The 26565-nt window shown below is 32.4% G+C and carries 25 protein-coding genes and 1 pseudogene; 11 read left to right on the top strand and 15 right to left on the bottom strand.

The genetic code is table 11. The annotated features are described in order from the left end of the window. Positions 1-6: 6 nt before the first annotated feature. The 3 genes from rpmF to pdxA all read right to left on the bottom strand — a co-directional run bounded on the left by rpmF (position 7) and on the right by pdxA (position 2068). Complete coding sequence (gene rpmF, locus JJQ60_RS17665; RefSeq protein WP_201923405.1) at positions 7-201, bottom strand: 50S ribosomal protein L32; 195 nt, start codon at positions 199-201, stop codon at positions 7-9. 10 nt (positions 202-211) lie between these two features. Then, the gene (locus JJQ60_RS17660; RefSeq protein ID WP_201923403.1) at positions 212-751 is read right to left on the bottom strand and encodes a YceD family protein; all 540 of its coding nucleotides are present in this window, start codon (positions 749-751) and stop codon (positions 212-214) included. A gap of 261 nt (positions 752-1012) precedes the next feature. Next, on the bottom strand, positions 1013-2068 hold the full coding sequence (gene pdxA / locus JJQ60_RS17655) for a 4-hydroxythreonine-4-phosphate dehydrogenase PdxA (RefSeq protein ID WP_201923401.1): 1056 nt from the start codon (positions 2066-2068) through the stop codon (positions 1013-1015). Positions 2069-2168: 100 nt separating this feature from the next. Between pdxA and JJQ60_RS17650 the strand changes: the two genes are divergently transcribed. Then, entirely contained in the window at positions 2169-2756 is a 588-nt protein-coding gene (locus tag JJQ60_RS17650; RefSeq protein WP_201923399.1) for a riboflavin synthase, read from the top strand. Here the strand turns inward: JJQ60_RS17650 and JJQ60_RS17645 are convergent, their stop codons facing one another. Continuing rightward, a complete protein-coding gene (locus JJQ60_RS17645; RefSeq protein ID WP_201923397.1) occupies positions 2757-3383 on the bottom strand; it encodes a hypothetical protein in 627 nt (208 codons plus the stop codon). An 83-nt stretch (positions 3384-3466) separates the two neighbouring features. Further along, positions 3467-3622, bottom strand: a complete 156-nt coding sequence (locus JJQ60_RS17640) for a hypothetical protein (protein ID WP_201923395.1) — start codon at positions 3620-3622, stop codon at positions 3467-3469. A 463-nt stretch (positions 3623-4085) separates the two neighbouring features. Here JJQ60_RS17640 and JJQ60_RS17635 point away from each other — a divergent pair, with 463 nt between their 5' ends. Continuing rightward, positions 4086-4463: a hypothetical protein gene (locus JJQ60_RS17635; RefSeq protein WP_201923393.1), complete on the top strand. Its 378-nt coding sequence runs from the start codon at positions 4086-4088 to the stop codon at positions 4461-4463. Between the two features lie 70 nt (positions 4464-4533). Here JJQ60_RS17635 and JJQ60_RS17630 read toward each other — a convergent pair whose 3' ends face one another. Beyond that, the gene (locus JJQ60_RS17630; protein WP_201923391.1) at positions 4534-8028 is read right to left on the bottom strand and encodes a tetratricopeptide repeat protein; all 3495 of its coding nucleotides are present in this window, start codon (positions 8026-8028) and stop codon (positions 4534-4536) included. Between the two features lie 135 nt (positions 8029-8163). Here JJQ60_RS17630 and JJQ60_RS17625 point away from each other — a divergent pair, with 135 nt between their 5' ends. From JJQ60_RS17625 to JJQ60_RS17595, 7 genes are all read left to right on the top strand, one after another. Further along, positions 8164-8745 carry an RNA polymerase sigma factor gene (locus tag JJQ60_RS17625; RefSeq protein ID WP_201923389.1) on the top strand — a complete coding sequence of 194 codons (582 nt, stop codon included), beginning with the start codon at positions 8164-8166 and terminating at the stop codon, positions 8743-8745. A 5-nt stretch (positions 8746-8750) separates the two neighbouring features. Next, the gene (locus JJQ60_RS17620; RefSeq protein WP_201923387.1) at positions 8751-9491 is read left to right on the top strand and encodes a tetratricopeptide repeat protein; all 741 of its coding nucleotides are present in this window, start codon (positions 8751-8753) and stop codon (positions 9489-9491) included. Positions 9492-9761: 270 nt separating this feature from the next. Next, positions 9762-10034, top strand: a complete 273-nt coding sequence (locus JJQ60_RS17615; protein ID WP_201923385.1) for a type I-E CRISPR-associated protein Cse2/CasB — start codon at positions 9762-9764, stop codon at positions 10032-10034. Positions 10035-10628: 594 nt separating this feature from the next. Beyond that, entirely contained in the window at positions 10629-11165 is a 537-nt protein-coding gene (locus tag JJQ60_RS17610; protein ID WP_201923383.1) for a hypothetical protein, read from the top strand. A 13-nt stretch (positions 11166-11178) separates the two neighbouring features. Then, a complete protein-coding gene (locus JJQ60_RS17605; protein WP_201923381.1) occupies positions 11179-12405 on the top strand; it encodes an MFS transporter in 1227 nt (408 codons plus the stop codon). Between the two features lie 229 nt (positions 12406-12634). Beyond that, complete coding sequence (locus tag JJQ60_RS17600; protein WP_201923379.1) at positions 12635-13045, top strand: hypothetical protein; 411 nt, start codon at positions 12635-12637, stop codon at positions 13043-13045. Between the two features lie 77 nt (positions 13046-13122). Beyond that, positions 13123-13482 (top strand): hypothetical protein, encoded by a 360-nt coding sequence (locus JJQ60_RS17595; RefSeq protein WP_201923377.1) that lies wholly within the window; start codon positions 13123-13125, stop codon positions 13480-13482. Between the two features lie 77 nt (positions 13483-13559). On the opposite strand, the gene JJQ60_RS17590 is transcribed toward JJQ60_RS17595, so the two are convergent. The 7 genes and pseudogenes from JJQ60_RS17590 to JJQ60_RS22115 all read right to left on the bottom strand — a co-directional run. Continuing rightward, positions 13560-14453, bottom strand: a complete 894-nt coding sequence (locus JJQ60_RS17590) for a Cif family virulence factor (RefSeq protein ID WP_201923375.1) — start codon at positions 14451-14453, stop codon at positions 13560-13562. A gap of 68 nt (positions 14454-14521) precedes the next feature. Beyond that, entirely contained in the window at positions 14522-15148 is a 627-nt protein-coding gene (locus JJQ60_RS17585) for a Crp/Fnr family transcriptional regulator (RefSeq protein ID WP_201923373.1), read from the bottom strand. Positions 15149-15348: 200 nt separating this feature from the next. Continuing rightward, on the bottom strand, positions 15349-15552 hold the full coding sequence (locus tag JJQ60_RS17580) for a hypothetical protein (RefSeq protein WP_201923371.1): 204 nt from the start codon (positions 15550-15552) through the stop codon (positions 15349-15351). A gap of 367 nt (positions 15553-15919) precedes the next feature. Continuing rightward, complete coding sequence (locus tag JJQ60_RS17575) at positions 15920-17341, bottom strand: PI-PLC domain-containing protein (RefSeq protein ID WP_201923369.1); 1422 nt, start codon at positions 17339-17341, stop codon at positions 15920-15922. Positions 17342-17527: 186 nt separating this feature from the next. Beyond that, positions 17528-19696: a hypothetical protein gene (locus JJQ60_RS17570; RefSeq protein ID WP_201923367.1), complete on the bottom strand. Its 2169-nt coding sequence runs from the start codon at positions 19694-19696 to the stop codon at positions 17528-17530. A 133-nt stretch (positions 19697-19829) separates the two neighbouring features. After that, on the bottom strand, positions 19830-20183 hold the full coding sequence (locus JJQ60_RS17565) for a hypothetical protein (RefSeq protein WP_201923364.1): 354 nt from the start codon (positions 20181-20183) through the stop codon (positions 19830-19832). An 860-nt stretch (positions 20184-21043) separates the two neighbouring features. Beyond that, positions 21044-21205, bottom strand: a pseudogene (locus JJQ60_RS22115) (integrase core domain-containing protein); the annotation flags it as partial. 161 nt (positions 21206-21366) lie between these two features. Between JJQ60_RS22115 and JJQ60_RS17555 the strand changes: the two are divergent. Together JJQ60_RS17555 and JJQ60_RS17550 are read left to right on the top strand one after the other, a co-directional pair. Next, positions 21367-21567, top strand: a complete 201-nt coding sequence (locus JJQ60_RS17555) for a hypothetical protein (protein WP_201923363.1) — start codon at positions 21367-21369, stop codon at positions 21565-21567. Between the two features lie 681 nt (positions 21568-22248). Beyond that, on the top strand, positions 22249-23583 hold the full coding sequence (locus tag JJQ60_RS17550; RefSeq protein ID WP_201923361.1) for a tyrosine-type recombinase/integrase: 1335 nt from the start codon (positions 22249-22251) through the stop codon (positions 23581-23583). Between the two features lie 26 nt (positions 23584-23609). On the opposite strand, the gene JJQ60_RS17545 is transcribed toward JJQ60_RS17550, so the two are convergent. Then, complete coding sequence (locus JJQ60_RS17545; protein ID WP_201923359.1) at positions 23610-24758, bottom strand: serine hydrolase domain-containing protein; 1149 nt, start codon at positions 24756-24758, stop codon at positions 23610-23612. 79 nt (positions 24759-24837) lie between these two features. Beyond that, positions 24838-26508, bottom strand: coding sequence for a S8 family peptidase (locus JJQ60_RS17540; RefSeq protein WP_201923357.1), 1671 nt, complete (start codon positions 26506-26508; stop codon positions 24838-24840). Positions 26509-26565 lie beyond the last annotated feature (57 nt).

The following is a 26565-nucleotide window of genomic DNA, read 5'->3' as shown; positions in this document are numbered from 1 at the left end:
GTGGGCTTACGCCACTTCTTCTGTATTATCGATAACGATTTGACCACGATAGTACAATTTACCTTCGTGCCAGTGCGCTCTGTGATACAAATGTGCTTCTCCTGTAGTAGGGTCAGTTGCTATTTGTGGTACAGTAGCTTTATAATGAGTTCTTCTTTTGTCTCTTCTGGTTTTCGATATTTTTCTCTTAGGATGTGCCATTGCTTAGCTATTATTTATCGTTTAATAAATTTTTTAATTTGTCCCAACGAGGATCTGTTTCCTCATTAGTGTTTTCTATTGTTTTGTCTTTTGGACTTAGTTCGTCTAATTTTTCGAGTATGTCTGATTCTAATGTTCCGTCTTCTACACCAGGATGAACTCTTTTATGAGGTATAGCCAAAACAATAAGCTCATAAATATATTGCTGAATGTTAACTTCATATTCTCCGTGAGGGAGTATTAGAAGCTCTTCGTTTTCATCATTATATTCATCTCCAAACTTAACTACCAGAAAAAATTCATTTTCAATAGGTAAGTCAAAAGGTTCATTAGTAAGATCGCAATTTACATTTACAGTTCCGGTAGCTTTAAAATGAAGTTCTAACATGGTTGTTTTCTTGTTAAACTCCAAATCTACGCGTAATGCAGATGCATTAAATTCGTCGTACTCAAAATGTTCAAAGAACGTATTATCAATGTCATACTCAAACTGGTGTATGCCTTGCTTCAGTCCAACAAAAGGAATAGTATACTCTTTAAGTTGTTTCATTTCATCATCAGTTTCAAGTGCCTACCAATTTGATAAAGGCGGGTGCAAAGATAATAAAAAATCGTAATTAAAGTGTTTTTGTAAATAAAATTATATCAGATTGTTAGTGAATTAGTAAGCGAGTGCATGAGTCTTTAGGTTTTTGGACTAAAGAACCCTATAATAAGTGGGTATTTGGAGGTTCTAAGTTTCATAATTTGAATTAAAAACTTAAATGTTGAAAAGTACTGTTCTCTCAAATACTCACGCCAAAACCCTAACTTACTTTTTTTGTGGTTTTCTGGGCTGCTTCTTTAATGGATTTTTGGTGATCTCTGCATATTGATTTCTGTTTTTAAAAATTTTTAATGCTGAAAAAACAGCTTCTTTAAAAGAACTAGAATCTGCTTGATTTTTTCCAGCAATTTCGAAAGCTGTTCCATGATCAGGAGAAGTACGTACTTTGGCAAGCCCCGCAGTATAATTCACTCCTTTTCCAAAAGATAAGGTCTTAAAAGGAATCAATCCTTGATCGTGGTATGAAGCCACAATAGCATCAAAGGCTTTATATGTATTTGATCCAAAAAAACTATCTGCTGCATATGGGCCATACACTAATTTGCCAGATTCATTAATTTTTTTGATGGTTGGTTTTAATATTTCTTCATCCTCTTTGCCTATAACTCCATTATCGCCACTATGTGGATTTATGCCTAATACTGCAATTTTTGGTTTTGATACTCCAAAATCTTGTTTTAAAGAATTGTATATCGTATTTACTTTTTCTTCTATTAACTCTGGTGTAATTGTATTTGCAATATCTTTTACGGCAACGTGATCTGTAAGTAATCCAACCTTAAGATTATCTGTGATCATAAACATGAGGCTGTTTCCTTCTAGTTCTTGATCAAGATAATCAGTGTGACCAGGAAACGCAAACTCGTCAGACTGGATACTACGCTTGTTAATAGGTGCAGTAATCAATATATTTATTTCATCATTTTTTAAGGCTTGAGTAGCCGCTTTGAGTGATTTTATGGCATAACCTCCAATTTTCGAATCTTCTTTTCCAAAATTAATATCTACAGGTTCTTTCCATACATTAAGAACATTGATTTTACCATCTAGGATCTGAGAAGTCTTATCGATTCCATGTAGATTACTCTTGATTTTATAGTGTTTTTTGAGAAAGGAAAGAATTTTTACAGAAGCAAAAATCACCGGGGTGCAAAAATCCAGCATACGTGAATCTTCAAAAGTTTTAAGAACTACCTCGCTTCCTATACCATTAAGATCTCCTATAGAAATTCCTACTCTTATTTTTTCTTCTTTCTTCATTATATAATGTCCTTTATCAGTATTTTTGAAATCTAATTCCGAAGGAATTAAAAAGATCACAAACGTTAAGACCACAAATTTAATTAAATAATTGGCATTTATGTTCACAGGAATCATCGAAGAATTAGGAACGATACTATCTTTAAAAACGGATAAGGAAAATCTGGATATTACCGTACGTGCAAATTTTACTTCAGAACTAAAGATTGATCAAAGTGTAGCACATAACGGTGTGTGTTTGACTGTGGTTTCTATTGAAGATGACACCTATACTGTGACTGCTATTAAAGAAACATTAGATAAGACAAATCTTAATGATCTTAAAGAGGGAAGTATTGTAAACCTTGAACGCGGAATGAAACTAGGGGATCGGTTAGATGGTCATATTGTGCAAGGACATGTGGATCAAACGGCGGTGTGTACGGCAATTTCTGAAGCTGACGGAAGTTGGTATTTTACCTTTAGTTATGATCCTGAATTGAACAATATTACTATAGAAAAAGGATCAATAACGGTTAATGGAGTAAGTTTAACAGTAGTAAATTCTAAAAAAAATGAATTTAGTGTAGCAATCATTCCTTTTACTTATGAGCATACCAACTTTAATACTTTTGAGGTGGGAACAGTAATTAATCTGGAGTTTGATGTTATCGGTAAATATGTAAAAAGAATTACCGAGTTAGGGTAATTATTTTTGACGCTCATATTTGGCATAAAACCAAAGTTTGGGAGATAAAGTTGTATCATCTCCTTTATAATACCCCCAACCTACGATTTCATAAAAATCATTTGAGACAGTTTCTTTAAAGTATTCGATTCTTTGTGAGGATTTTTCATTTCTTTCCCATATAATGGTATTTTTACCTTCGGTACTGCCTTGATGAATAACGGTTTCATCAGGTTTTTTTACAACGCACCACATGCGACCATCCTGAATTTTATTAACACCTTTGCTTGTGATTTTTTGCCTGGTATCCGGATAGATGTCAGTAATAGTAACGCTTTGAAAAAAAGGATTTTTCGAAGCATAAACCTGTGTTACATCGATACTGTTAATTTGTTTGAGCCCATCTTTTTGTACACTTGTCAAAGAAATATTCTTTAGATCTATCGTATTTTTTGGCACTTGTTTTTGATCTTCATAGATTAAGAAATTTCCTTTCCAAACACCATCTAAGATCTTATAAACATTGGCATATTGCTCATCTTGTTGTGAAGCACCAGGGATCTCTTCAATATTATCAATAGCAACCTTGTTCTGGCAACTGCTGTTTATCCAGAATAGACATAATACATATATCGATAATCGTTTCATTATATTAACGATTTATATGATATTCTAATCTTAAAAGAAGAAGAAAGTACCGAGGTGGGGTAGAGAAAGAAGTAGAATGGTAGTTATACCAATTCTACTTCATTAAATTTAAACAGTGAAACTCTGTTTCTTCCTATTTTTAAGAGCACTCCTCCTAAATCACTCAATGTAGAGCAGGATTCGAAATCCAATACTTTGCCAAAATATTGGCTTTTTGCATCAATTACTTTATACTGCATAATTTATGATTTGATTTGTATTTCCCAATTTTTCATTCTGGCTATTCTTTCCCCAAAAAACATACCAGAGTGTATCAAATTCTAAAGTAAATGTAATAGGCAAACTCTTTTTTTGAAAAAAAACTTATTAGGTTTTATTAACAAGAATATCAAAAAATAAGGTTTACTGGTCTGAAAATCATAGTATTGTGTAACCTTGTAACACCTGATAATATCAAGGTTTATCAACGAATTATTAGAGATATAACCTAACTGACATGATGTGTCTAGTTAAAAATACTCATATAAAAGAGTAAATTATTTTTTTGGAATATTTCCAAATTTTGTATCTTTGACTTGGAATATTTCCAATATTGTTGTCATTTTACTACTTGAAATTTTAAGAGTTTTTCACTTTTTGTTAAGTAAATTTTTAAAGTCATGGCATATGTTTTGCAAAATATAGAATACCTCAAGCAGTATTATGATGAAAAAAGTACCTAATGCAAATGAATCTTATGTTATGAGTGGTATAAACTATGAAATACAGAACCGAAAGCTACAGTCGTATAAGCATAGCTTTGATTATAATTTTTGTAAACGAAAGTATAACGAATATGCTTTGATGAAACTTGATGATTTTCGAGAATGCTTAAAAGACCCTCAAAAAATTGGCGAGATAGGTCATTTGTGCTCTTTTATCTTGTGGGTAAAAAATAAAGACAGACACGAGTATCGAGATAGCTTGGGCGATTATGGGCTTATTCATTTACTGTTTCATTGTTTAGAGAGTAAAGAAAACGCAAATCTGCATGCCGAATATATCCATATGTTGTTTAAAGAGGATATTAAGTTGGTTTAGTTTGGTGCAACATTAAGGTTTAATATATATTGATAGTTCCTTCTCCCAGAGGGAGAGGAAACTATAAATATTATGAATTATGTTTTCTTCTCTTTCTATACCAAAATACCCACAGAAGCAAAACTCCTAGAAGCCCTATTACCCAATACCACCAGGTATGATCACTAAAGGGTATCGGAGCGGTATCTCCAACCAAATAAAATCCACCCCAGTAAAAAGGATGGGTTCTATTGATATCTGCGGTTTTTAGATAGTCTAATTTGGCTTGTTGCAACGCTTTGGATTTACTCATCCCTTGTTTTAGGTTGGTATAAAAGTATTTCATCAACGCTGGAGTGGTTTGATCAGATACCTCCCAACTGGTTAAGAGTAAACTTTTGGTCCCTGCATATTGAAAGGCAGTACCTAAACTCATGATCCCTTCTCCTTTGGCGATTTTACCAGATCCTGTATTACAGGCGCTCAATACCGTAAGCTCTGCAGGAATATCCAAAGCAAAGAGCTCATGACCATAGAGCAGATTATCTTCTATAGTATCTTTGGTTTTGGTAAAATAGAGTTTAGAATTCTCTGGTCGTTCGTTATCTACCTCACCATGCAATGCCAGGTGAAGGATGTTGTATTGATTGGCATTTTTCTTAAAGTTAGCCTCTATGGCCTCTGATCCAAAATAATATTGACCATCGATAATCTCGGCAATGGCTTTGATCTCTTTACGCGTTCCTGGTAGATCATCACCTGCATCTCTAAGGGTAGCTAAACTCATCGATGTGGCATCTACAATGTTAGTACTATCGGTAAACGAAAAAGCCAAACATTCTTCTTGTTTTTTAGATGTTGGCGTGTCTTGACTACCAGAAAACAAGATATTTGCAGCGTTGGCATAACTTATAGCATAGTTATGAAGCAAATATGAAAAATCTACAGGATTATTTGCCTCTTCTTGTTGAGTAAGTAGTAACTCAAAATTAAGATGCCAAAGTGGACCATCGGGAATGATAATTAACTCATCTCCCACAAAGTGATCCACAATGGGAGCGATTAGTTCTTGATACAATTGATGCGCCGATGTTTTAAAATCGCCTACATGTTTTGAGGTGATAGCTTCTCTAAAAGTTTCTATTTTTTTAGTAAGATCAGTAGTTGTTAGCTCTTCTACGGCAATCTTGTTTTTAGTAATGGTAAAGGCATAGGTAATGCTATCGGATGTAAAAAACTCTACAACTGTGGTCTGCTCATTAAGTTGTTGTTGGAGCTCACCAACCGAAACTACATCATTTTTGTGCTTTAACTGATAGTATTTAGGATAGTTTTTTTCTAACACCTCGGTTAATGAATCTTGCCTACGATTAATCTCAAAGAGTTTGTTTTCGTATCGGGTGATTTTTGATGAATCCCCATCTTTTTCTGAATGTTCCTGGGTAAGCTTAGATTGATAAAAGGCTTTATTGATTCTTAGATCTTTTTCTAAGGCCACAAGATCGGTAGGCAAGCCTGTAAAGTTTTTGGCATTAGCATCGTTTAAAAGTTCTTTTAAGGTATTGGCTTTGCTTCTCTCGGTATAGTAAAAGGCTTTTGTAAGAGTTTTCTGATTATTTTCTATTTCATATAATAACAATTGTGCTTCAATTGCTCCTTGATATACTTCTTTAGCCTGTTTGGCAAAGCTTACTTTATCTTGATAGTTAGTAAAGCTTTGCCGGATGGTGTTAATTAAGGTATCTGCTTTTTGGTAGATCGCAATTGCCTTATTAAAATCAGTTATACTTTTACTTTGCTGATATAATTTTTTATGGGTATTGGCTTGGCCTTGAAGGGTAGTAAGAAATATCTTTTTATCAAAATATTGATCTTTTGTGTTAAGAAAAATATTGGCTTTAAGAGCCTTTTCATATTGGACTAGTGCTTTTTGATAGTCTTTTTGTATTAGAAATATTTCTGCAATATTAATATAGGATTGCGCAACAAATGAGCTATTTTCAGAAAATACTTTTTTTCGAATCTCCAATGATTTTTTAAAGTAATCTAATGCTTCATCATATAACCCCATTTCTTGTTTTAAAGCACCAATCTTCTCTAAAGATTCCGCAACTTCAAAATGGGCGTCATCAAACTTAATCGAATATATTTTTAACGCATTTTTATAAAACTGTAAAGCTTCATTATATTGTTTTCTGGCCCTAGATATATCTCCTATTTGATTATAAGAGAGTGCAATTCTTGGATGATTATCTCCATAATTACTTAGTTTGATACCCAAAGACTTTTTGTTATATGAAAGCGCTTTATCGTAGTCTTTTAATTCTTTATATGCCAAGGCTATGTTATAATTAATAACTCCAGTAATAACATGGCGTTCGCCAACTGATTGTAGAGCAACGTCCAAACCTTCATTGAAATATTGAAGGGCTTTCTGATAGGCACCCTTTCCAAGAAGTGTATTCCCAATCCCACTATATATAATACTTACCGTAGGATGTGTGCTTTTCTTTTCTAGAAATATTGTTAATGCCTTTTTATAATACTCAAATGCTTTTTCATAGTGACCTTTATGCTCAAAAACAAGACCTGTACTATAATATGTATTTGATACATTGATAGCCGTTTCACCAAGAGTCTTTGTGTATATAATTAATGCTTTTTCAAAATTAATAATCGAAAGTTCAAGTTTTCCAAGCCTTCTGTATAAATCGGCTAGCGTATAATATATACCTGCTACATACGCTTTGTTTTCTCCATCAATTTTAACTCCAATTATCAATGCTTTTTTCAAATAAGTTTCTGCTTCTCTATATTCAGATCCGTACATGTGCGCATAACCTAGATCTTCATATATAGAGGAGATCTTCGAATGATACTCTCCATAAACTTTCAGTCCTATTTCAATAGCTTTTTCGTATTGTTCTATTGCCTTTTTATATTTTCCAAGTCTTGAATAGGCAATACCTATTTGATGATAAGACTTAGAAGTGCTGGAATGATACTCTCCATGAACTTGTTTTCTTATTAGTAATGCCTTTCGATGATACTCTAAACTCTCGATATAATTTCCTTGGTCATATTTTAAGAACCCAATGTTTTCAAGGGATAATGCAATATTTTGATGGTTTTCGGGGAAAATCTTACTTCGAAGACTCAACGCCTTTTCAAAATAATTCAAAGCAGTATCAAAATCATACTTGTCCTGATGATAGTAACCGGTATTATCATAAGCACAAGCTTTTTCGTTATCGTTTTTTGGTAAATATCGCTTGGAGATTTTCAGGGCTTCATTAGCATTCTCAAATACTTTCTCAAGATTATCACCTTTTTTTCTGTAAGCATAAGAAATCTTATTATAACAACTTGCCACTTTTTCCCAAGCTGTAGCCTTTTCATAAATGGGTAATGCTTTTTCAAAGGATTCAATAGAACTTTTATACTTTCCTTCAATGAGTAAAGAATCCCCTTTCTTAAAATATTGAGAAGCCAATAATGTATCCGTTACTACTTGGGCATGAGATGAATTGATAAAAACCCCAATAAAAATAAGAGCTAACAGTGATATCGTTTTTTTTGTGTTCATAGGTTATGTAGTATTATAGAGACATTTTGTAACAATTCTCCTTTATAGTGTATAGCAAAGAAACTAAAAATGTTACTTTTATGGTGATATTAACACTTTACAAGGTAACAATCTTTTAAGAGCCTACATACACTTATGAGTAACATCGATGATCAAAACATTATAGAAGGTATTGTTGCCGGCGATGAGGCTGTGTTTAAAGCGTTTTATAAAAAAAATCGCAAGTATATACGACAGTATATCCTAAAAAATTCGGGTAATGAGGATGATGTCGAAGATGTTTTTCAGGATGCGTTTGTGTTTATATATCAAAAATTAAAAACAGGTTCTTTAGAGCTTCGATCACCGTTATCAACCTATTTTTATGGGGTGTCTAAGAATATTTGGAGAAATCGGTTGCGCAAAAACAGAAAACTAGTGGTTACAGAAGAAATCCCTGAGGATACCGAAATAATTGAAGCTTCTATCGTACAAGAAATAGAAGATAAAGAACGTGAGCATGTGTATCGCAAACACTTTGTTCATCTTAGCGATGCATGTCGCCAGGTGTTGCAATTGCTTTTTGAGGGCAAAAGCATGAAGCAGATCTCAGAGATCACAGGATATGCCGAAGGGTATACCCGAAAAAAGAAGTTTGAATGTAAAAAACACCTGATCGAAATGATCGAACAGGATCCAATATATCAGGAGTTAAAAGCAACCTCTGAAAATAAATAGGGCTTATGGAAAGAACACCAGAAATATTTGAAAAAATAGAAAGGTATCTTACTAATCAATTATCTCCTGAAGAGCTAATCGATTTTGAGAGAGAAGTTGCAAATACTCCAGAGCTACAAAAAGAAATAGAAACGCATAAGGCATTACACGACATCCTTAATGATCAAGAGGCCATAGAGGTTAAAGAAAAATTGATAAAAGTAAGCAAAGAGGTCAAAAAAGAGGAATCGTCTTTTGCAAGAAGTATATTTTCTTCGCCTTTAAGAATTGCTGCCACTATTGTTGTGCTCTTAGGTGTAGGCACCTTGGTGTGGAATACTTTGGATACTACAGATGAGCTAAGAGATTTATACGTAGCGCATTATACTCCTTTTCCGGCTGAGGATAATACTCGTGGAGAGATAAATACCGCTTTGCAAAATATTATGGATGATTATAACAAAGGGGCGTACGATAGTGTAGTTACTGCACTCGAAAAAAACACTAATCTTGTTGATCAAAAAGAACTGGAAGTATACCTGGGGGTGAGTTATTTGAATACTAATCAAGAACAAAAAGCAGTTCTTCAATTCGAAAATATTTCAGCAAATAGTAGATACTACGAAGCTTCTAGATGGTATCTGTCTTTGGCATATTTGAAATTAAAAAACACCAAAAAAACAACACAAATCCTCGAAGAAATCATTCAGTATAATGGCGTGTATAAAGATAATGCGGCACGACTTCTTAGAGCATTAAAAGAGTAAGGTTTTGTATAGGTAATACGAACACTTGCTCATTTTTTTACAAATTAGAGCTTCCATATTCTAATTGGAATTACACGATATTTTCAAAATTTTATAATACCTCACTACTGGCTATTTAATTTAACTTGGTTTTGATATGGAACCACAGTTATACATTCTTTTTCAAAAAAAAGCATCAATCGAAGTAACAACTATTTTTTTCCTGACATACACTTATGTACCCCACAAGTAATTATTGATGAATAGAAGTATTAAGTAAAGGAAAGAACTATGAATGTTATCATTAAACAAATTAAGCTTATTGAGCGAATCGATCGATTAATTAGAATGCAGGCTACAGGATCTCCAGATGAATTAGCCTACAGATTGGGCATCTCAAAAACCAAGCTGTATCGTATTATCAAAGTGATGAAACAATTAGATGCACCTATAGAATACGATTTTAGCATCCAAAGTTTTGTATATGAACAGGCAGTAGGGTTTACCATTGGTTTTTTTACAAGAGAATTACCTGCCAATGAAATGTTGATACGAAAGGCATGAGTATAACAGGATTATATGTGGATTTTTTTCAAAAAAATAATCTCAGTCCCGAAAAATGAAACTAGGATATTCTAATATTGCTGTATAATACTGAAAGCGTAGTATAGCTTTTGACATAGCTACCTTATGGGAAGATCCGCTTTTCTATCCGAGCATGGGTAGGACTTTGGCAAGGAAGAAAGGCGGATTATAAGGTGTAAATTACCCCTTATTCTTTCGGCAATTAGCTGATTTTTTGCAATTCCCAGAAATTCTCCTATACTTCGGTATAGGGGAATTTTAAATTTTAAAGATAGTATAAAAGAATGAACTGATCAGAACACATAATAATCGATGGGTTAGAAGAATACTATGTTTCTCAAAATCAATGAGTAGTATATAAAAGAGAAATTCTTTCTCTTTTATATAAATGAGATTCATTATTGACCATAATTTATTGGAGAAATTTGGATTAACCAATGTACGAAATCAGGGATGTAATTAGGAAACACAACATTTATTAAGAAAATTTTTGTGTCCGAAAAATAGAAGCATTACTAGTAAAAAAACAATTTTTACAGTAGTATTGACTAAAAAATTAACGAGGTATACAAAATGAAATTAGAAATACCATTTATTGAGCAAATATTCAAAGAACAATTAACTTTGAATTTCAAAATAACTTGGAGAGAAAATTTAGAAAGAAATAAGAAAAGACTTTTTTGGGCAATTCCATTTATTATAATTGGTTCAATAATGCTGTATGGTAATGACAATCTTGGGTTTATAAGTGTCGCTATAGGAATTCATTATGTATTTAACTTTTTTAATTACTATTTGTCTTACAAGAAGTCCAAAAAGAAATATTTTGATTTAGTAGCATCTGAAATAGATAATGAAAAAAGGGCTAACCAAAATGCTATTTGGAATTTTAATGAAGATCATTTTGGGATGAAGAACTATAAATACGAGGTTAAAATAAAATGGGGTGCATTTAAAAGTTATCGAATCATAAGTGACAATCTTTTTCTTGACCTTGACGTAGGAACTAACTTATCCTATATTCTAGGAGAAAAAGAAATTGGATTAGAAAAATATAATGAAGTCGTAGAATTTGTAAAACACAAAATTTCTTTAAAAATCAATTCGTAATACAAAATATTAAATGGAAAAAATAATAAATCAAGCTCATGATAAATACACTTTCATATACGCATTGTCAAGATTGTTTGAGAGAGCTTCGTATTACGGATTACGTTCATTATTGGTTCTTTATATGGTTGGAGAAAGCTTAAAAATGCCTACAGAAGAAGCTTTAAGTATTTATGGTTGGCTTACAGCTTCAATTGTTTTTTCACAAATCCTAGGAGCTTTGCTTGGCGACCTGGTTATTGGCAATAAAAAATCAATAATTATAGGTGGTATTTTGCAGGCCATAGGGGCTTTTAGTTTTTGCATACCTTCAACAACAGGATTATATATTGGAATTGTTCTTGTTGTTTTAGGTGGGGGATTATATACACCTAATATGATTTCTCATTTTGGGAAACTTTACCTAAACAAGACTAAACTCCTAGATTCTGGGTTTATAATATTTTATCTAGCTATTAATATTGGAGCCTTTATCGGCACTATTCTAATGGGATATTTTGGCGAAAAACTTTGGTGGAACTATGGATTTATAGTAGCTGGACTACTAATGTTGATTTCTATAATTCTTCTTCTAACTTCAAAGGAAATCGATAACACGCAAATAATAGAAAAGGATATTCATATTTCTCAAAAAATAATAGAAGTGTTAACGGCATTTATTCTTGTTGCATTGTTTTGGGCGGTTTACGAAATATCTGGTATGAGATTTTTTGATTTAGAGATAAAGTTTAGAGAAATTTCGACTTTGAATATCTCAAAAAGTCTTTGGTCATCCTTAAACTCAGTTTTTCTTATTCCAATAAGTATTATTGCAATCATTGTTTGGTCTCTTTTTTATAATACCCAGTTTATCAAACTGACAATTGGTTTTATATTGGGTGCTATTTCCTATGGATTGCTCTTTTTCATTCCAGAAACTCCTTCAGAACAACATCTTATTTTATATCTAGTTTCATTACTATTTTTAAGTATTTCAGAGATTCATATTGCACCAATAATACATTCAATATTAACTCAATATACTAACCCAAAATACCTGGCAATTGTTATCAGCCTTGTATTTATTCCTACCCGGTTTTTCTCTTACATAGTTGGAATATTTAATGATGATTTATATGACAATCCACTATTTTCTATAAAGCTTGGAATTATTATTATGAGTGTAACAAGTATTGCTTTAATTACTTATGTTTTCATAAATAAAAAATCATCCATAGTTCAACATCCAAGCAATTCATAGTTGTTTTAGGGAAATTACAATTAGATGAACTAAAACAAATAAATATGAATATTTCGCTTTATCACAAACAAATGGATTCATTATCGAAAGAGTTGAATATGGCGAATAAAGAAATATTGCAGCTTCAAATGATCATAACAGGTTTGAAGAAAAAAAAGATATTAATATTCAATTAGAAAATGGAGAAGAAGAGTATATAGGTGTCTCTTTTGATGATATTTGTAATAACTTGAAATGTAATCGTTTTGAATTAGAGAAAATTAGTTCTGAACTATATCAAAATAAGGAAATTGGTTATTATGATTATGATTTTAAGGGACTTTATATAGAAGAAAAAGGAGTTGCTTCATATTCAAATAAAAAATACTATTCTCTTTTCATAAATTGGATAACGGATTCTATTAAATTAGGAGTTCAAATATTTATTCCTGTTCTATCATTACTGATAGCATATATGGCATTATCCCTTAAGTTAAAGAATACCAATATTGAAAACGAAAGAAGAATAATACATCTAGAGAATAAACTTAAATATTTTGAAAAACAAGTAAAAGAGTTGGATGCCAGATTAGAAGCATCTCAAAATCCAATTAAGTTGAATTCGATAAGAAAAGATAAGACTACAGGAAGATTCAACTAAAAACATTAAACAGCCCGATAGCGCGGAAATCATTTCCTTGCGTAACAGTAAATCAAAAGTTCAATAAAACGATGGAAATGAATTATTATGATAGTAAATGTTTCTTAGGTGAAAATTTACTAGATTATAGAAATTTAAAAGATAATCCTCTATATGTTCATTTAAAAAAAGGGAAAAAAGATGAAGGGTATTACTTAGGAATGTATATAAATGAAGAACCTAACAAATTTTCTGAACAAGTAAATTGTCTTACATCTTATGTTAATGAGTTTAGAAATCACAATTGGTTTTTTGAATTTGGAATGTTGGAAGATTTTACAAAAAACGAGATAAAATATGTTTGTGATTGCTATTCGATTTTGTGCAATGTTCATCAATCTGATGTAGGAATTACAATTTGGTTATTGACATATATAAATGAAATAATAAGTGAATAAAGCACTACACGCAACAACTAAGCGTTCATATATGTGCGCTATGCACCATACGAACGCTTAGTTGTTGTATGCAGTTTTTAATATTGTATCAGTACTTGGAATTCATCATAGGATAATACCCATTCACCTTCAATATTTTCCCATTTTTCTTGGTAAATTTTGCCTTCACCAATATTCATACTCCATAGTGATGATAAAGTAGCGCTATTATCTGTCAATGCCTTAAACGTTGGGTTGTGGTATGTTAAGTTTTTAGCACCATCCGCTATTAATTTCGTCCAAAATCCTTCAATATGTTCCTGCCCGTTAATAGATGCAAATGGCACTGCATTCATTGTTGCATTTTCTAAATAGCCTTTACCACAAATACTTCCTTTTCCTAAGTTAAAACCATTAATCCAGGTTATAGAAGCTTCAATGATATTTTCTAAAACAATATGACTTGCAACTGGGTTTGTTGTGTTTTCTTGTGATGTTTTAAATTGCTCTAAAACTTGAAAATTATCATAAGTTAATAGCCATTGTCCTTCTTTTTTCTCCCATTTTTCTTGGTAGGTAACCCCTCTACCAACATTCATACTCCAATTTGCGGATAAAAATGCCGTTGTTTCATTAGCTACCTCTACACTTACATCTGTGTAAATTAAGTTGGTAGCACCAGATGCGATAAACGGTGTCCAGAATTCAGAAATTTCTTTTGTTCCTGTTTTTATGCCAAATGGCATTGCACTCATTACCGCTTTAGCATCATAACCTTTTACACAAACTTCGGCATTACCTTTGTTAAAATTGGCAATCCAATCTTTACTCGCTTTTATAACTTCTAAAGCTATTTTATGATGTGCTGTAGAGGTATGTTCTTGATAAGATTGTTGTGTTTTTTCTGGATTAGTGTCTTCCGGTTTTTGTGCGCAAGAGATAAAGCTTACCACTAATATCAATACTTTAATTATTCCTTTAATTCGTTTCATTTTTAAATGTTATTTAATTTCTTGATACAAAGAACGAACGATTAAAAGAAGTATACCTGTGACTTTTGTCACAACACTTTTTTTTCTAAAATTTTTATCTGCTTTTGCTTCAGACGAATTTTTTTATTCTTTTCCAATGTTTTTAAAAGTCTAGAGATAACTTCTCGCGTAGTACCTAATTCTCTGGCTAATTCTTGATGTGATTTTTTAACAATAGTGTTATTTGCTTTTGATATTAAATAATCGAACAAACGGTCTTTAAGTGGTTCAAATGCTAAATTTGAATACTGGTTAATGAGGTACAAATAACTTTCTCTAAATGTATTAGTGGTAAAATGATTCCAAGATTTGTATTTAAAATTCCAATTTCTAACAAATCTTACAGGAATATTAAGAATAGTACAATCTTCTTCTACAATGGCATTTACGGTACTTTTACAGTCTTCAAAACAAGCAGATAAAGATAGTGTGCAAGTTTCCATGGTGTTAAGGTAGTAAATCAAAATTTCTCTGTTTTCATTTTCTTGGTAAACTCTTACTTTTCCTTCTAAAACAATTTTTAAAACTTTTATATATTGATTGCTTTTAATGATAAAATCTCCCTTTTCGTGCTTTGTGATAGTAGCATTTTTTTGCAGTTCATCTATAAGCTCTTCTTCGGTAATTCTAATACCTTTTATAAAAGTATCTAACATTTTGGTTCTTTCAAATTGGCTACAACGTTTAATATATGTGTCGTAGCAGTGCAAAATGTTACTCTGTTTTCGACAAAACTGCGCATTGGTTGCTAACTTTTACTTTTTGCAAGCATTGCGCCTTACCAAAAATACAACAACCATTCGATTAATCACTTAGCTGCTATGGTCACATATATCGTGTTGTGGTGTCGTTTTTACTATTCAGCTTGAGTTTTTTTATTCCGAATAGGTTTTTTTCCAAACCCCCATACAAAATATAAGAAAACCAGAATGAAAATAATGATTTCAGAAACTTTTAATCCGTCACCAAAAAGATAAGAAACTCCAACATAAATTACTGTCAAAATGGCTACGGTTCGTAACGTCCAATTATTTCTTAAAACCTCAATTATTTTTTTCATTCAGTCAATTTTTGTTTAGTCAATTTTGTCAATTCCGTTTAATGCACCACAACAATGTTATAATAGCAATTACTATTATATTCTTTATAAAAGTACAGATATCAAACAAGAAAGCAAGATAATATTGTTTTGCTTTGGTAAAAAATGCCTCGAAGTGAACTCAAATAACTGATGGATAACTGACATTTTAAATCAAATCGCATCAAATTATAAGAGCTCCTAAAAACCAGAAAACTGCCCAATTCCTAAGAATTACGTGGTTTTGATGCTTTTTGTGACCGCGGAGGGATTAACTACGTTGGTCCCATTAAACTCACTTCTGCAAATACAGAACTAGCAAAACTACCACTTTACAGTTTTGATTATTTTAAAAAAAATAATCAAAATTATACAGAATAATACTTTGTGTTGTTTTGCTATCTACATAGTCAACATAAACTATATTAGGCTTACTTGTCTTTTTTGCAACGATTTGATCATATAGTACGTTCGGAAGATTGTCGTTTGCCTTTTTAGCTAATACAGCAATTATAGCCCCAGGAGGGCTCGCCGTTAGTGTCCATGATAGTAAGAAAAAGACTCCTTGTCCTAGACCACCATAATCTTTCCATTTATTCAACTGATCAGTACTCATTTTACTGTAATCGTTAGTATTACTGTAATGGTCATAAACAGTTAGGCCTGGTTGCGCAGAGTTGCCATCCTTATATCTAAACCGACCTGTTAATGGGTCAATATATTCGCTATAATTGAAAACCAAAATCATTTTTCCTCTTACATTGCCTAATTTACCTTTAGCTAGATTAATGTTTGAATTAGAGCTTTTATACATGAAAGTGCTATAGTTACTCAATAAGTCATTAATTTTTTGTTTGGTTACAGCAGGATTATGGTCTTTATAGCCTCTAATATGAGAAAACTTTAAGAATGCGGTTTCCGTAGGATTAGCTATTAAGAATTCTTTAGTCTGATCAAGAACAGAAACCAAACCTTGCCCATTACATCCCCAACCATCAGTACGGTGATAGGTAACCAATTCGTTATGATCATAATCAACACGGATATCAAAGTATCTTGAACCGTAAACAAGTTGCTGACCAATAGAACTACTCTGAGTTTGAACATAACCATTTCCTACTATGGGAGGGGCACAATGATGTAGTTCAGACATACCCGCATCATGACTGCCTGGCATCATGATACTATCAAGTTGAGTAGAATCACTTAATTTTCCCATCCAATTTTTTGTGTTGATAAGTGTTGTTGGGGTTACGCCAACACTACTTACATCATTACCACCTCTCAAAAAGGCAAAAGAAACCGAATCTCCATTGGAATTTATCCCTTGAGCCATTACTGTGTGTTTTTTAATATAAGAACAGTTTTGGCCACCAAACCACCAATTATTACTAACTCCGCTATGTCCCTGAGCAATTGCTATATTTGAAAAGGTAAATGTTTCCTGCCTTCTTCCAAGAATACCACCTGTTATAGTCAATTTGAGGGTACCAAGAAATGCAAAGTTCATTTTTCCTGCACCATGATTAAATGTGCTTTGTGAGTTTAGAATTCTATCGTCAAACCAATTTGCAACTCCCTCAGAACCTTTTCGACCTACGCTAAAGGTCATTTTACCATTACTACTACATGTAACTTGTAGTCCAGCATAAATACGTCTTTTTGGATCTTGACCACCAGTAACAGAAAAACTGTCTATTGTATATGATCCGTTGATTAATGCATACCCTGTATCCAAGCAGAAATACACATCGTTGTTTCTATATGTCATGATTTTTAAAATTAATTGTATGATTGCTAAATGAAGCATAACAATTTGACCCAAAGCAGTTTTATGCCCTTCGGGTTTTGTTTTGAAAGATTAATTTAGATGCACTATAGTCCAATTGAGGATATACTAACGTCAACACATACTATGTATTGACGTTAGTATATCTACCATAAAGTTTTTCTATGCTTAAAAAACATTTTTGGGTTCCTCAATAAGGCCGACATATTGTTTTTTAATATTCTTCTGCTGATAAGCATCTTTACCACTCCAGTTTTTATCCCAATTGTCACTGCTGAAAGTCCATGCTTTGAGTTTGTCTAATTGTTCATTGAGCACCTTTAGATTCTTATTAAAACCGCTCATGGATTTAATATTGGTACTCACTGACATCCCTTTCCATGGTACATTTTCTGAGGCAGAGAATGGAATTGGATACAGTTTGATATCGTTATCACTGAATAGTATTTTTTCCTCCACATCATACTCAAATGAAATGTACTTTATTCTTCCGGGCTTAGAGAATATAGCCTCACTATCAAAAACAGAACTCAACCCTCCCATTTCTGGACCAAAAGCCCAAATGTCTTTATCAGGAGTGATTAAGGGCAATACCTTATAAAAGCGACTAAAAGCCACATGGTTTTTACCATCAAAATCACAAGAATTTAGTTTATACTTTTGCCTGTCACCATCTTTTTCTGAAGGATTTCCTATGGTTTTGTTATTTTTAATTAACCCCATACCTAATTCACAATTTCTTAAAAAAGCAATCTCATTCCATAAGACATAAATATCCTTTGCAACTGGCCCTAGCGTTTCATATATCTCCTTGATTGTTTCTGTATCTCCTAAATTATTTTGCATATTTGCTGCGGCATTGGCAAAAGCATCTGCAATATCTAACGAGCGAACTCTTGGAAGCAATGAATCTTTCCGTCTAAACTCAACAATACCAGAAGAGTTAGCAATATAGTATAGCTTGCTTAAGGTCTGATAATCTTGTAACATCACCCTTTCTCGTACAGCCTTTTGCCCCTCTATATTATCGATACTATTGTAATAACCTTGCGCCATCCATGGAAATATATCGGCCCAGTTAGCAACCCATACCCCTAAAGGGACATAACCCGACGAATCAGATTTTTGTTCTTGTCTTAAGTTTTTTCGGACTAATGAAGACTTAGGCTTTGATTCTTTATCAAGAGGAAAAGTAAGTGTATCTATCTTATTTTCCTGTATAACCTTTCTAAAGGAACTAAGCTCTTTAGTATTGGCAGGCTTTTCTGATTCCCTTAAAAATTCATCTAAAGTAAGTTTTGGATTTGTCTTTTGGGCTTTATCAAAGGCAGATGCCATAGCCAGTGCTTTTAGGCCATTCAGATCTTTTATTTCTCCAACTTTACTAACAATATCATCGCTTGGTTCGGGTTTTTCAAAATCGGGAATTTCGGGTGCACCCTCAGAGATTTTCATATCAGGTGCTTTATCCATAACTTTTATCTCAGCCAATTCGCTAAATGATTTGTTCTCCACTTGATCAAACCATTTGTCAATTTGTGGAGAAAGGATAGCACCACTAACATAACTTGTACAATTCACATCAACCTTGGCTCCACTACTAGATTGGCTTCCATCGTATGTTGCTTTAACAGCAACAGAGGTGAATGGATTAACGTAGGAGAAGTTTGCTTGACCTCCATACTTCCACGAATCAGCTTCACTACTAGACGTCATCAACATTTTTACTCCTCCATACGCCCCCCAAGTAATCCCAACTACAATCCCATCTTCATATTCATAGGTGAATTTCTCTGATTTTTCTATCCATTCGCTAACGAGTTCTTTTAATCCCTTATATTTATAATCATCACTTGTCAATGCATGTTCTAACTCTACATCTAAGTTTGATGTTTCTGCTATTATGGCATTATAGGAGTCCAGTACTGATAATAAACTTTGTTGGCATCCCAATTTAAGGCTTGCCAGAAATTCGCTAGCAGTAAGTTCCTCAAAATTGATATACTCAATACCTCCTATCGAAATAGCATTGTAATTTACAGATACCGATTTACTACTTACTGCTGAGGATTCTCCAATATATGCAGATACTGATGATTTAAGTTTACTAACTCCCGAAACACCATAAGAACCAGATACTCCAAGTACCCCTTGATTCATCTCATCTGAATAGACGTAACTACTTTTTCCTGTCATCGATTTATAAGATTCCTGTTGAGAGATCATTGAATTAATGGGGTTACTTACAACACTCCCTTTAAATTCTCCTTCTTTGGAGGATATGATTGACCCAATAGTAACCCCGAATAAAGGATTACTCGTTTTTATTTTACTCATAATATATTTTTTTATAATTGTACTTAATGAAGCTACTTGTGCTAGCAACATTTATATGGTTTATGCATACGATACTTGGTTTTGGTTTACCTGATATCGTGATTTTTTCAGACATCTTTTTGTTCCTTATTCATCATAGTATATACAATCCAAAAGTGATATCTTGATCTTTTCCTGTAAAATCCCCTTTGATATCGTAGCCTATCGCATCAGATGGATCTGGTTTAACTCTATATGAACTGGTAGCACCTCCATAAGGATGATTATAGTGAAATTCAACAATGAATTCTTGTTTTTCATCCTCATAGGTTACTATTCCTTTTGGTCCAATCATTGCCCCACTCTTGGTTGAACAGTTCCAAGATCCTGTGGATTCTATTTCCCTAGGTGGGTTTGTGGTAAACTTACCGTGTTTTGCTTCGTAATCTTTCAATATTAACTTCCTATTAGTATTGTTATTTACTGTCATTTTTACTGGTCTTGCCATGGTGTTTTCTTTTAGGTTAAATTAAATTTTATATTCATTATTATTACTCATAGTACTTACATATAACTACCTTAGTTACTATATTTCTATTGCTCGAATTATTTTAAATTGTTTATTATACTATTTTAATTACAGTATCTTATCTATTACTATTCCACTAAAATTTTGATTACTTTTTTAATTGCTCCCATTTGGTTATAATTTAAAAATTGTTGCCTACTCTATTCAGTTCTCAGTGCCCCTGTAGGTTATTACGTAACTGGTAATATTCGTAATTAAATCGTAAGAACAATTCTTTTAAGACATTGTTTATTAAACACTTTCTTAGCAAATCATTTTATATCGTTGAAAACCTGTGAGTTAATTGCTACTAACATCTATATAAACTACTCTACTTATAAGGTTTGGATATACTAAAAAATATGCCACCTGGATACTTGTCATTTTGTTGGCAATAAGCTTGAAAATTTTAACCTCAGACGGTGTCAAATTTTTAATTCTATCACGCTCCTGATAAACGTTAGAAAATCGTTTATGTATTCTTTTCTTTATGCAAAGTATTTTGATTTTAGTGTTTATCTTTTCTTATTTTGTTGTTACAGCACAAATTTGGGACTAATTGAAAGACCTTGGAATGGATATTTGGCACTAATGCATGGACAATTTTCCAAAAACATAATTTTCAGTAGTGATTAAGTGACACTCTTACTCCAGTTTTTAACACTATGAACTCTGGACTACCTAACAATTTTAGGACAAAATTTTTAAGCCGCTTTGTTATTATTATTTATGTATTCCTGTTCTACTTCTAATAGAGTTCTATATCCCAATGCAGAATGTAATCTTTTAGTGTTATATCATTTGATATATTCTTCAATTACAAAATGGGCATTTAGAAAAGAATTTAACTTATAATGATAAATACATTCATATTTAAGGATTTTGAAGAAGGATTCAGCTACTGAATTATCCCAGCAATTTCCTTTTCAACTAATAGACTGTGTTATTTTTAAATTCTTATTAAATGATGAATGAGCAACATATACCATATGAACAAAGATTAAGTCACCCTGAAGACTTTAAAGTAAAATAGAGGTTTTATTCTAAAGATGAGGGATGGAGAGAATTACTCCCTTTTCAAGGAATACGTTCTGATTTTTGGTATGAACATGATAACCATGAAATGCAAGGAATCTTTATCATTTGGCCAGAGTTTGAGAATGCAACTGGTGACTTAATAGAATCTGGGGTTGTTTTAAGAGAAGGTAAAGCTAGAATGTGGATTGTAAATAAGGCACTTAGATCTTATCATCAAGAGAGAATAAAAGTTGGAACAAAAGGTTATTTTATAGAGGGAAACAAATCCAGGATTAAGGATGGATGATGTTTGTCAAAAATTTGGTTTCTCTAAAACAACATACTACAGAGCGCTGAAGTGGTTAGAGCATAGAAAAAACTAAAATTCTATACATCGATGAATTGGATTAAAGTGTTTGGAGTACTATTCATTATCCTTGGGATATTACTTTTCCTCTTAGGTGTTATGTTTAAAATATTGCATTGGCCAGGTCTATATGTATTGCTGTTTTCTGGGCCTGTAGTATTTATCTTAGGATTGACTCTACTTTCAATTAAGTCAAAGAAGTAATAAAACTATCAGGTTTTATTGTGGTGAGAGTAATTCAATAATCTTTTCCAAAGTATTATAAACTACTAAATCAGCCCGTTTTGACATGTATTAAACCGTAAAAAGTGGGCAAAAAGTGGGCGACGCTATTAAAAACAAAAAGAGTTACGAAATTTTGTTATCGTAACTCTTTGATAATTAAGGTGGTCCCACTTGGGCTCGAACCAAGGACCCCCTGATTATGAGTGACATGCCTTACAGATTTAAATGGTTTTATAAAAACGTAAACAGCTAATAATCAAAAGGTTTTAAATTTTGCCTAGTTCGTATAAAACCGTTTCAAATCGTTTGAATCCGAAAAAACCGAGCAAAAACCGAGCAAATTTTCTTTGTGATTTGATTGCATTCCAGTACTTTAGACTTTGTTAAAATATCGATATGGCTACACTTACTTTAATGCTGGATCAGCGTAATAAGAATGCAAAAAAATTTCCTTTAATCCTTAGAGTTAGACACAAGGGAATTCCTAAAAATATTCAACTTGGTTATAAACTTGATAGTAAACAATGGGATGGGGATAATAATCGAATTAAGTCATCATTTCCTAATTCAAGTAGAGCCAATTATAAGGTTAGTGAACGATTAGGAATTGCCTCAAAAGTAGTTTCCGATTACAATTCAACACTCAAAGACTTAGATGTGTACCAATTGGTTGAAATAATTAAAAAAGCTTTCATAAAAAATGAAGAAGAGAAATTTGGTATACTTCATAAAATAGCTCCACAAAAAAGTACATATCTAAATAAATACGGAACAGAAATAATAAAACGTTACCATGAAGCTGGTCGTTTCGGTATGGCAGATGCGATGAGAGGAGCAATAGATTTAGTCATAAAATATAATACCAACGAGGATATATTACTATCAGCCATTGATGAAATATTTCTTGAAGATCTTGAATCTTGGTATTTAAGTAAGAATAACAAGCCCATAAATAAGAAGAGCGATACGAGTAAAATTTCTTATAAGAAGAATACACTAAACGGGCTTGGTGTTAGGTTAAGATCAATACGAAGGATTTATAATCTAGCCATAAAAGATAACAGTACAGAACTTAAAACTGAAAATTATCCATTTGGTAAAGGTGGATATTCTATTAAACAACAGAGATCAAAGAAAAGGGCTGTCGATCTCGATGTGATAGAACAGATCAAGCATTTGGATACTCCTGAGGAATCACCCCTATGGCATCACAAAAATTATTTCCTAGTCTATTTCTACATGAGAGGGATGAACTTTATGGATATGGCCTATCTAAGGGTTGGAGCCATTAATAAAGGAAGATTAAAATATAAAAGACGTAAAACCAGAAGAGGAACCAATGTTAAGGAATTTGATATTCTTATTCCTAACGAAATTAAAGATATACTTAAGTATTACACTGCCGGAAAATCAAAAGAGGATTTAGTATTTCCTATACTAGCCGATGTAATGTATACCGAGTCTGAAGAAAGAATTCATGAAATCTACAAAAGCCGTCGTAAAAATCATAACCGTAGACTTAATACCATTGGTAAAAAGCTAAATTTGGATATAAGGTTAACAACTTATGTGGCCCGACATACTTTTGCAACTGCCGGATTATATAAAGGTGTTCCGAAATCACAGATAGGAGATATGCTTGGTCATACAAATTATTATACTACTGAAGCCTATTTTGCTGATTTTGAAAATGAAATTCTAGATAAAGCTGCTGAAAAGATTTTTGGGTAGAAAATTTATATCCCCAAATACTTATATCATTCTCCCCAATTTTGATTAACTAGTATTTCAATTGTGTCTCCTAACAACTCATTATACCCTTTTAGAGGTTGGTTAAAAAGACCAATGATAAACACATCCTTTTCAGGAATGTAGATATGAAAAGAGTTAAATCCACCATTAGATCCTGTATGATTGATCAAAGTAATTTCAGACGAGCTCATTTTATCTAGTGGTATTTTTTCTATATACCAGCTATAACCTACAAAAGGGTCCCATTTACTTTTCCAATTGTCCGGTTTCCATATGGTTCGGGATTGATCGGTTAGTTCTTTGTTAAGAAACACGTAGTTTTGTACTGCTTTTTCATAGTTTACCAATTCGTGCACTGTACTCCAAACACCGCAGTTACCAGAAGCAGCAAAAGTGGGTAATTCGCCATAATCTTCTTCTTGGTATTTTCCATCTTTAAAAACATAACCATGAGCAACACCTGAGCTTGGGTGCGCTCCATTAGTAATTGTACTACGGGTCATCCCCGAGGGTTCGAATATTTCTTTTTTGATAAAATCTTGCCAGGGTATTCCTGTAACCTGTTCAATAATTAAAGCCAGGCCATTATAAGCCGGGTTAGAATACCTAAAAGATTCTCCTGGTTCAAAATACAAGCTGTCTACAATTTTTAAAGGTGCAAAGTTTTGAGTGTCTTTGGCGGTTAAAAAGAACTCTCTGTTTTCTTTTACTTTACGTACATCAGGAATACCCGAAGTATGTGATAACCAATGTTTAATTTTTATTTTATTGGCAATCTCTGGGTGAGTAAAATCAGGAAAATACTTGGCAATAGAGTCTTCTATAGATAATCTACCTCTTTGTTGTAACAGTAAAATCCCATTAGCTACAAAGGTTTTAGAGATAGATCCGGTATTAAATAAAGTGTTTTCTGTAATTTTTTCTCCGGTTTTTATATCTGCCACTCCATAGCTTTGTAAAAATAGGGTACTATCTCTTTTTTTAACTAAAAGCACCCCACCAGGTTCATCGGTGTTGGGAAACTGTTGCGTGTATAAAGAATCGAGTTGAGTTTGTAAAACACTAGACTGGGATTGTTTCTGTTTTGGTGTGCATGAACCAACCAATAATATGATTAACAAACTTAAGATGTATAAAAGAGATAGTTTTTTCATAAAGAAGATTGGGTAAAGGTTATTTAAATTAAAAAGTTTTGACAAGCTATATACTAAATTTGTAGGGTAAAATCAATTCTTACTTAGTTTTGGACATTTTTTCGGCCAATAATAAGGCATTATACGCATTTACTACTTTACCTGATTTGGATAACGAGGAGAAAGGAACCATTTTTTTAGTATCATCATCTAGAATTATTTCTACATCAATATTATAAGAGATTCCTGATTTCATCAGGATTTCTTTTACTTGAGAAGCACTTAGATCAGGATAATGTGATCGTATAAGAGCTGCTATTCCTGATACAATTGGAGTAGCTGCTGAAGTGCCTCGACTATATCTATATTTATTGTTTGGAAGAGTCGTATAAACTTTATATCCCGGAGCAAATAAATCGACATTATTTTTACCGTGATTAGTTTTATAATAAATTAACCTTTTGTTCAAAGTATATGAGCTTGCCCCAATCATCATAAAATTATCACTTATCTCTGAGCCATCGGTATTAATATCATTGGGATAATAATTATGTTCTTTATCATCAAGATTAAGCCCACTGTTACCTGCCGAAGTTATAAAAAGTACATCTTTTTTTGCAGCATATTTAATAGCATCATTAACCCATTGCCTATTCATAGAAAACTGTTTCCCAGAACTCATATTGATAATTTTGGCGCCGTTATCTACAGCATAACGAATAGCCAAAGCAATATCTTTATCAAACTCGTCTCCATTTGCAGATATGCATAAGGGCATTATTTTCACTTCATTAAGTATTCCCTCATTTCCAAGTTTATTACCTCTTTTAGCCGCAATTATCCCCGCCATTAGTGTTCCGTGATATAATTTATCTAAATTACCAGAAACGTTATTATTTCCGTAATGAATATCATTAATATCATTAGGGTCATCACCAATGATTTCTCTTTCTTGATAATCAAAATCTAAGCTTTTATCAATTGATTCTTGTGTTTGCTCTAAGTAGCCCAAAAGTGTATTTTCAGTAAAACCTCTATTTATATAGCTAATAAGTGTTTTTTGATGCTTTTTGATTATAGTGTCTGTAGAATGTAAGGCAAGTAGTTGTTCTTTGGTAATACTATCAACAGCAAGATGTGCTTTTAGAATTTGTTGAGCTTTATTATACTTGTTTATAAAACCTTTCACATTTTCTAATTGCTGTAGTTTAGATTTTTTGGTTTCCCCTAACAATTTTAAAGCTTTTTGATAGGTTTCAAAATCTTTTATTTGGTTAGAAGTGATTCTATCTACTGTTTTATTATGGAATAAAACTTTAAACTTTCTAATCAATCTTATAAATTCATAATTAGAGTGAATAATATTTTCTCCATTAACATTTCCTATAAAATTCCATCCATTGATATCATCAATATACCCATTATGATCATCATCTATTCCATTTTCTGCAATCTCATTAGTGTTAACCCAGATTTGTTCCTTTAAATCTTCATGTGCAATATCTATTTCTGTATCTATAACCGCTACTATAATGGAATCCCCCTTTTTATCTTTTAGAAATTCTCTATATGCTTTTTCAAGGCTTATACCAGGGACAGTGTCTTCAAAAATATCTTTGTATTGCCATCCTTCAAACTCTTTGTCACTTAACTTCTCATTTTTTGCAAGTACTACAGAAATGGAATCATAGGGAATCATTTTTTCTTTGGATGTGGTACATCCTAAAAAGCACCAGTAGCTTATGAGTTGAATTAGAAATACTTTTTTCATGAATTATTGTTAATGAATAAAAAAGTAAACTAGAATTTTAAAAATAATAAATATGCT

The organism is Aquimarina mytili (assembly GCF_016735115.1).
GTDB lineage: Bacteria > Bacteroidota > Bacteroidia > Flavobacteriales > Flavobacteriaceae > Aquimarina > Aquimarina mytili.
Note: the sequence above shows the minus strand (reverse complement) of the source record. Positions and strands in the feature narration are given on the sequence as shown.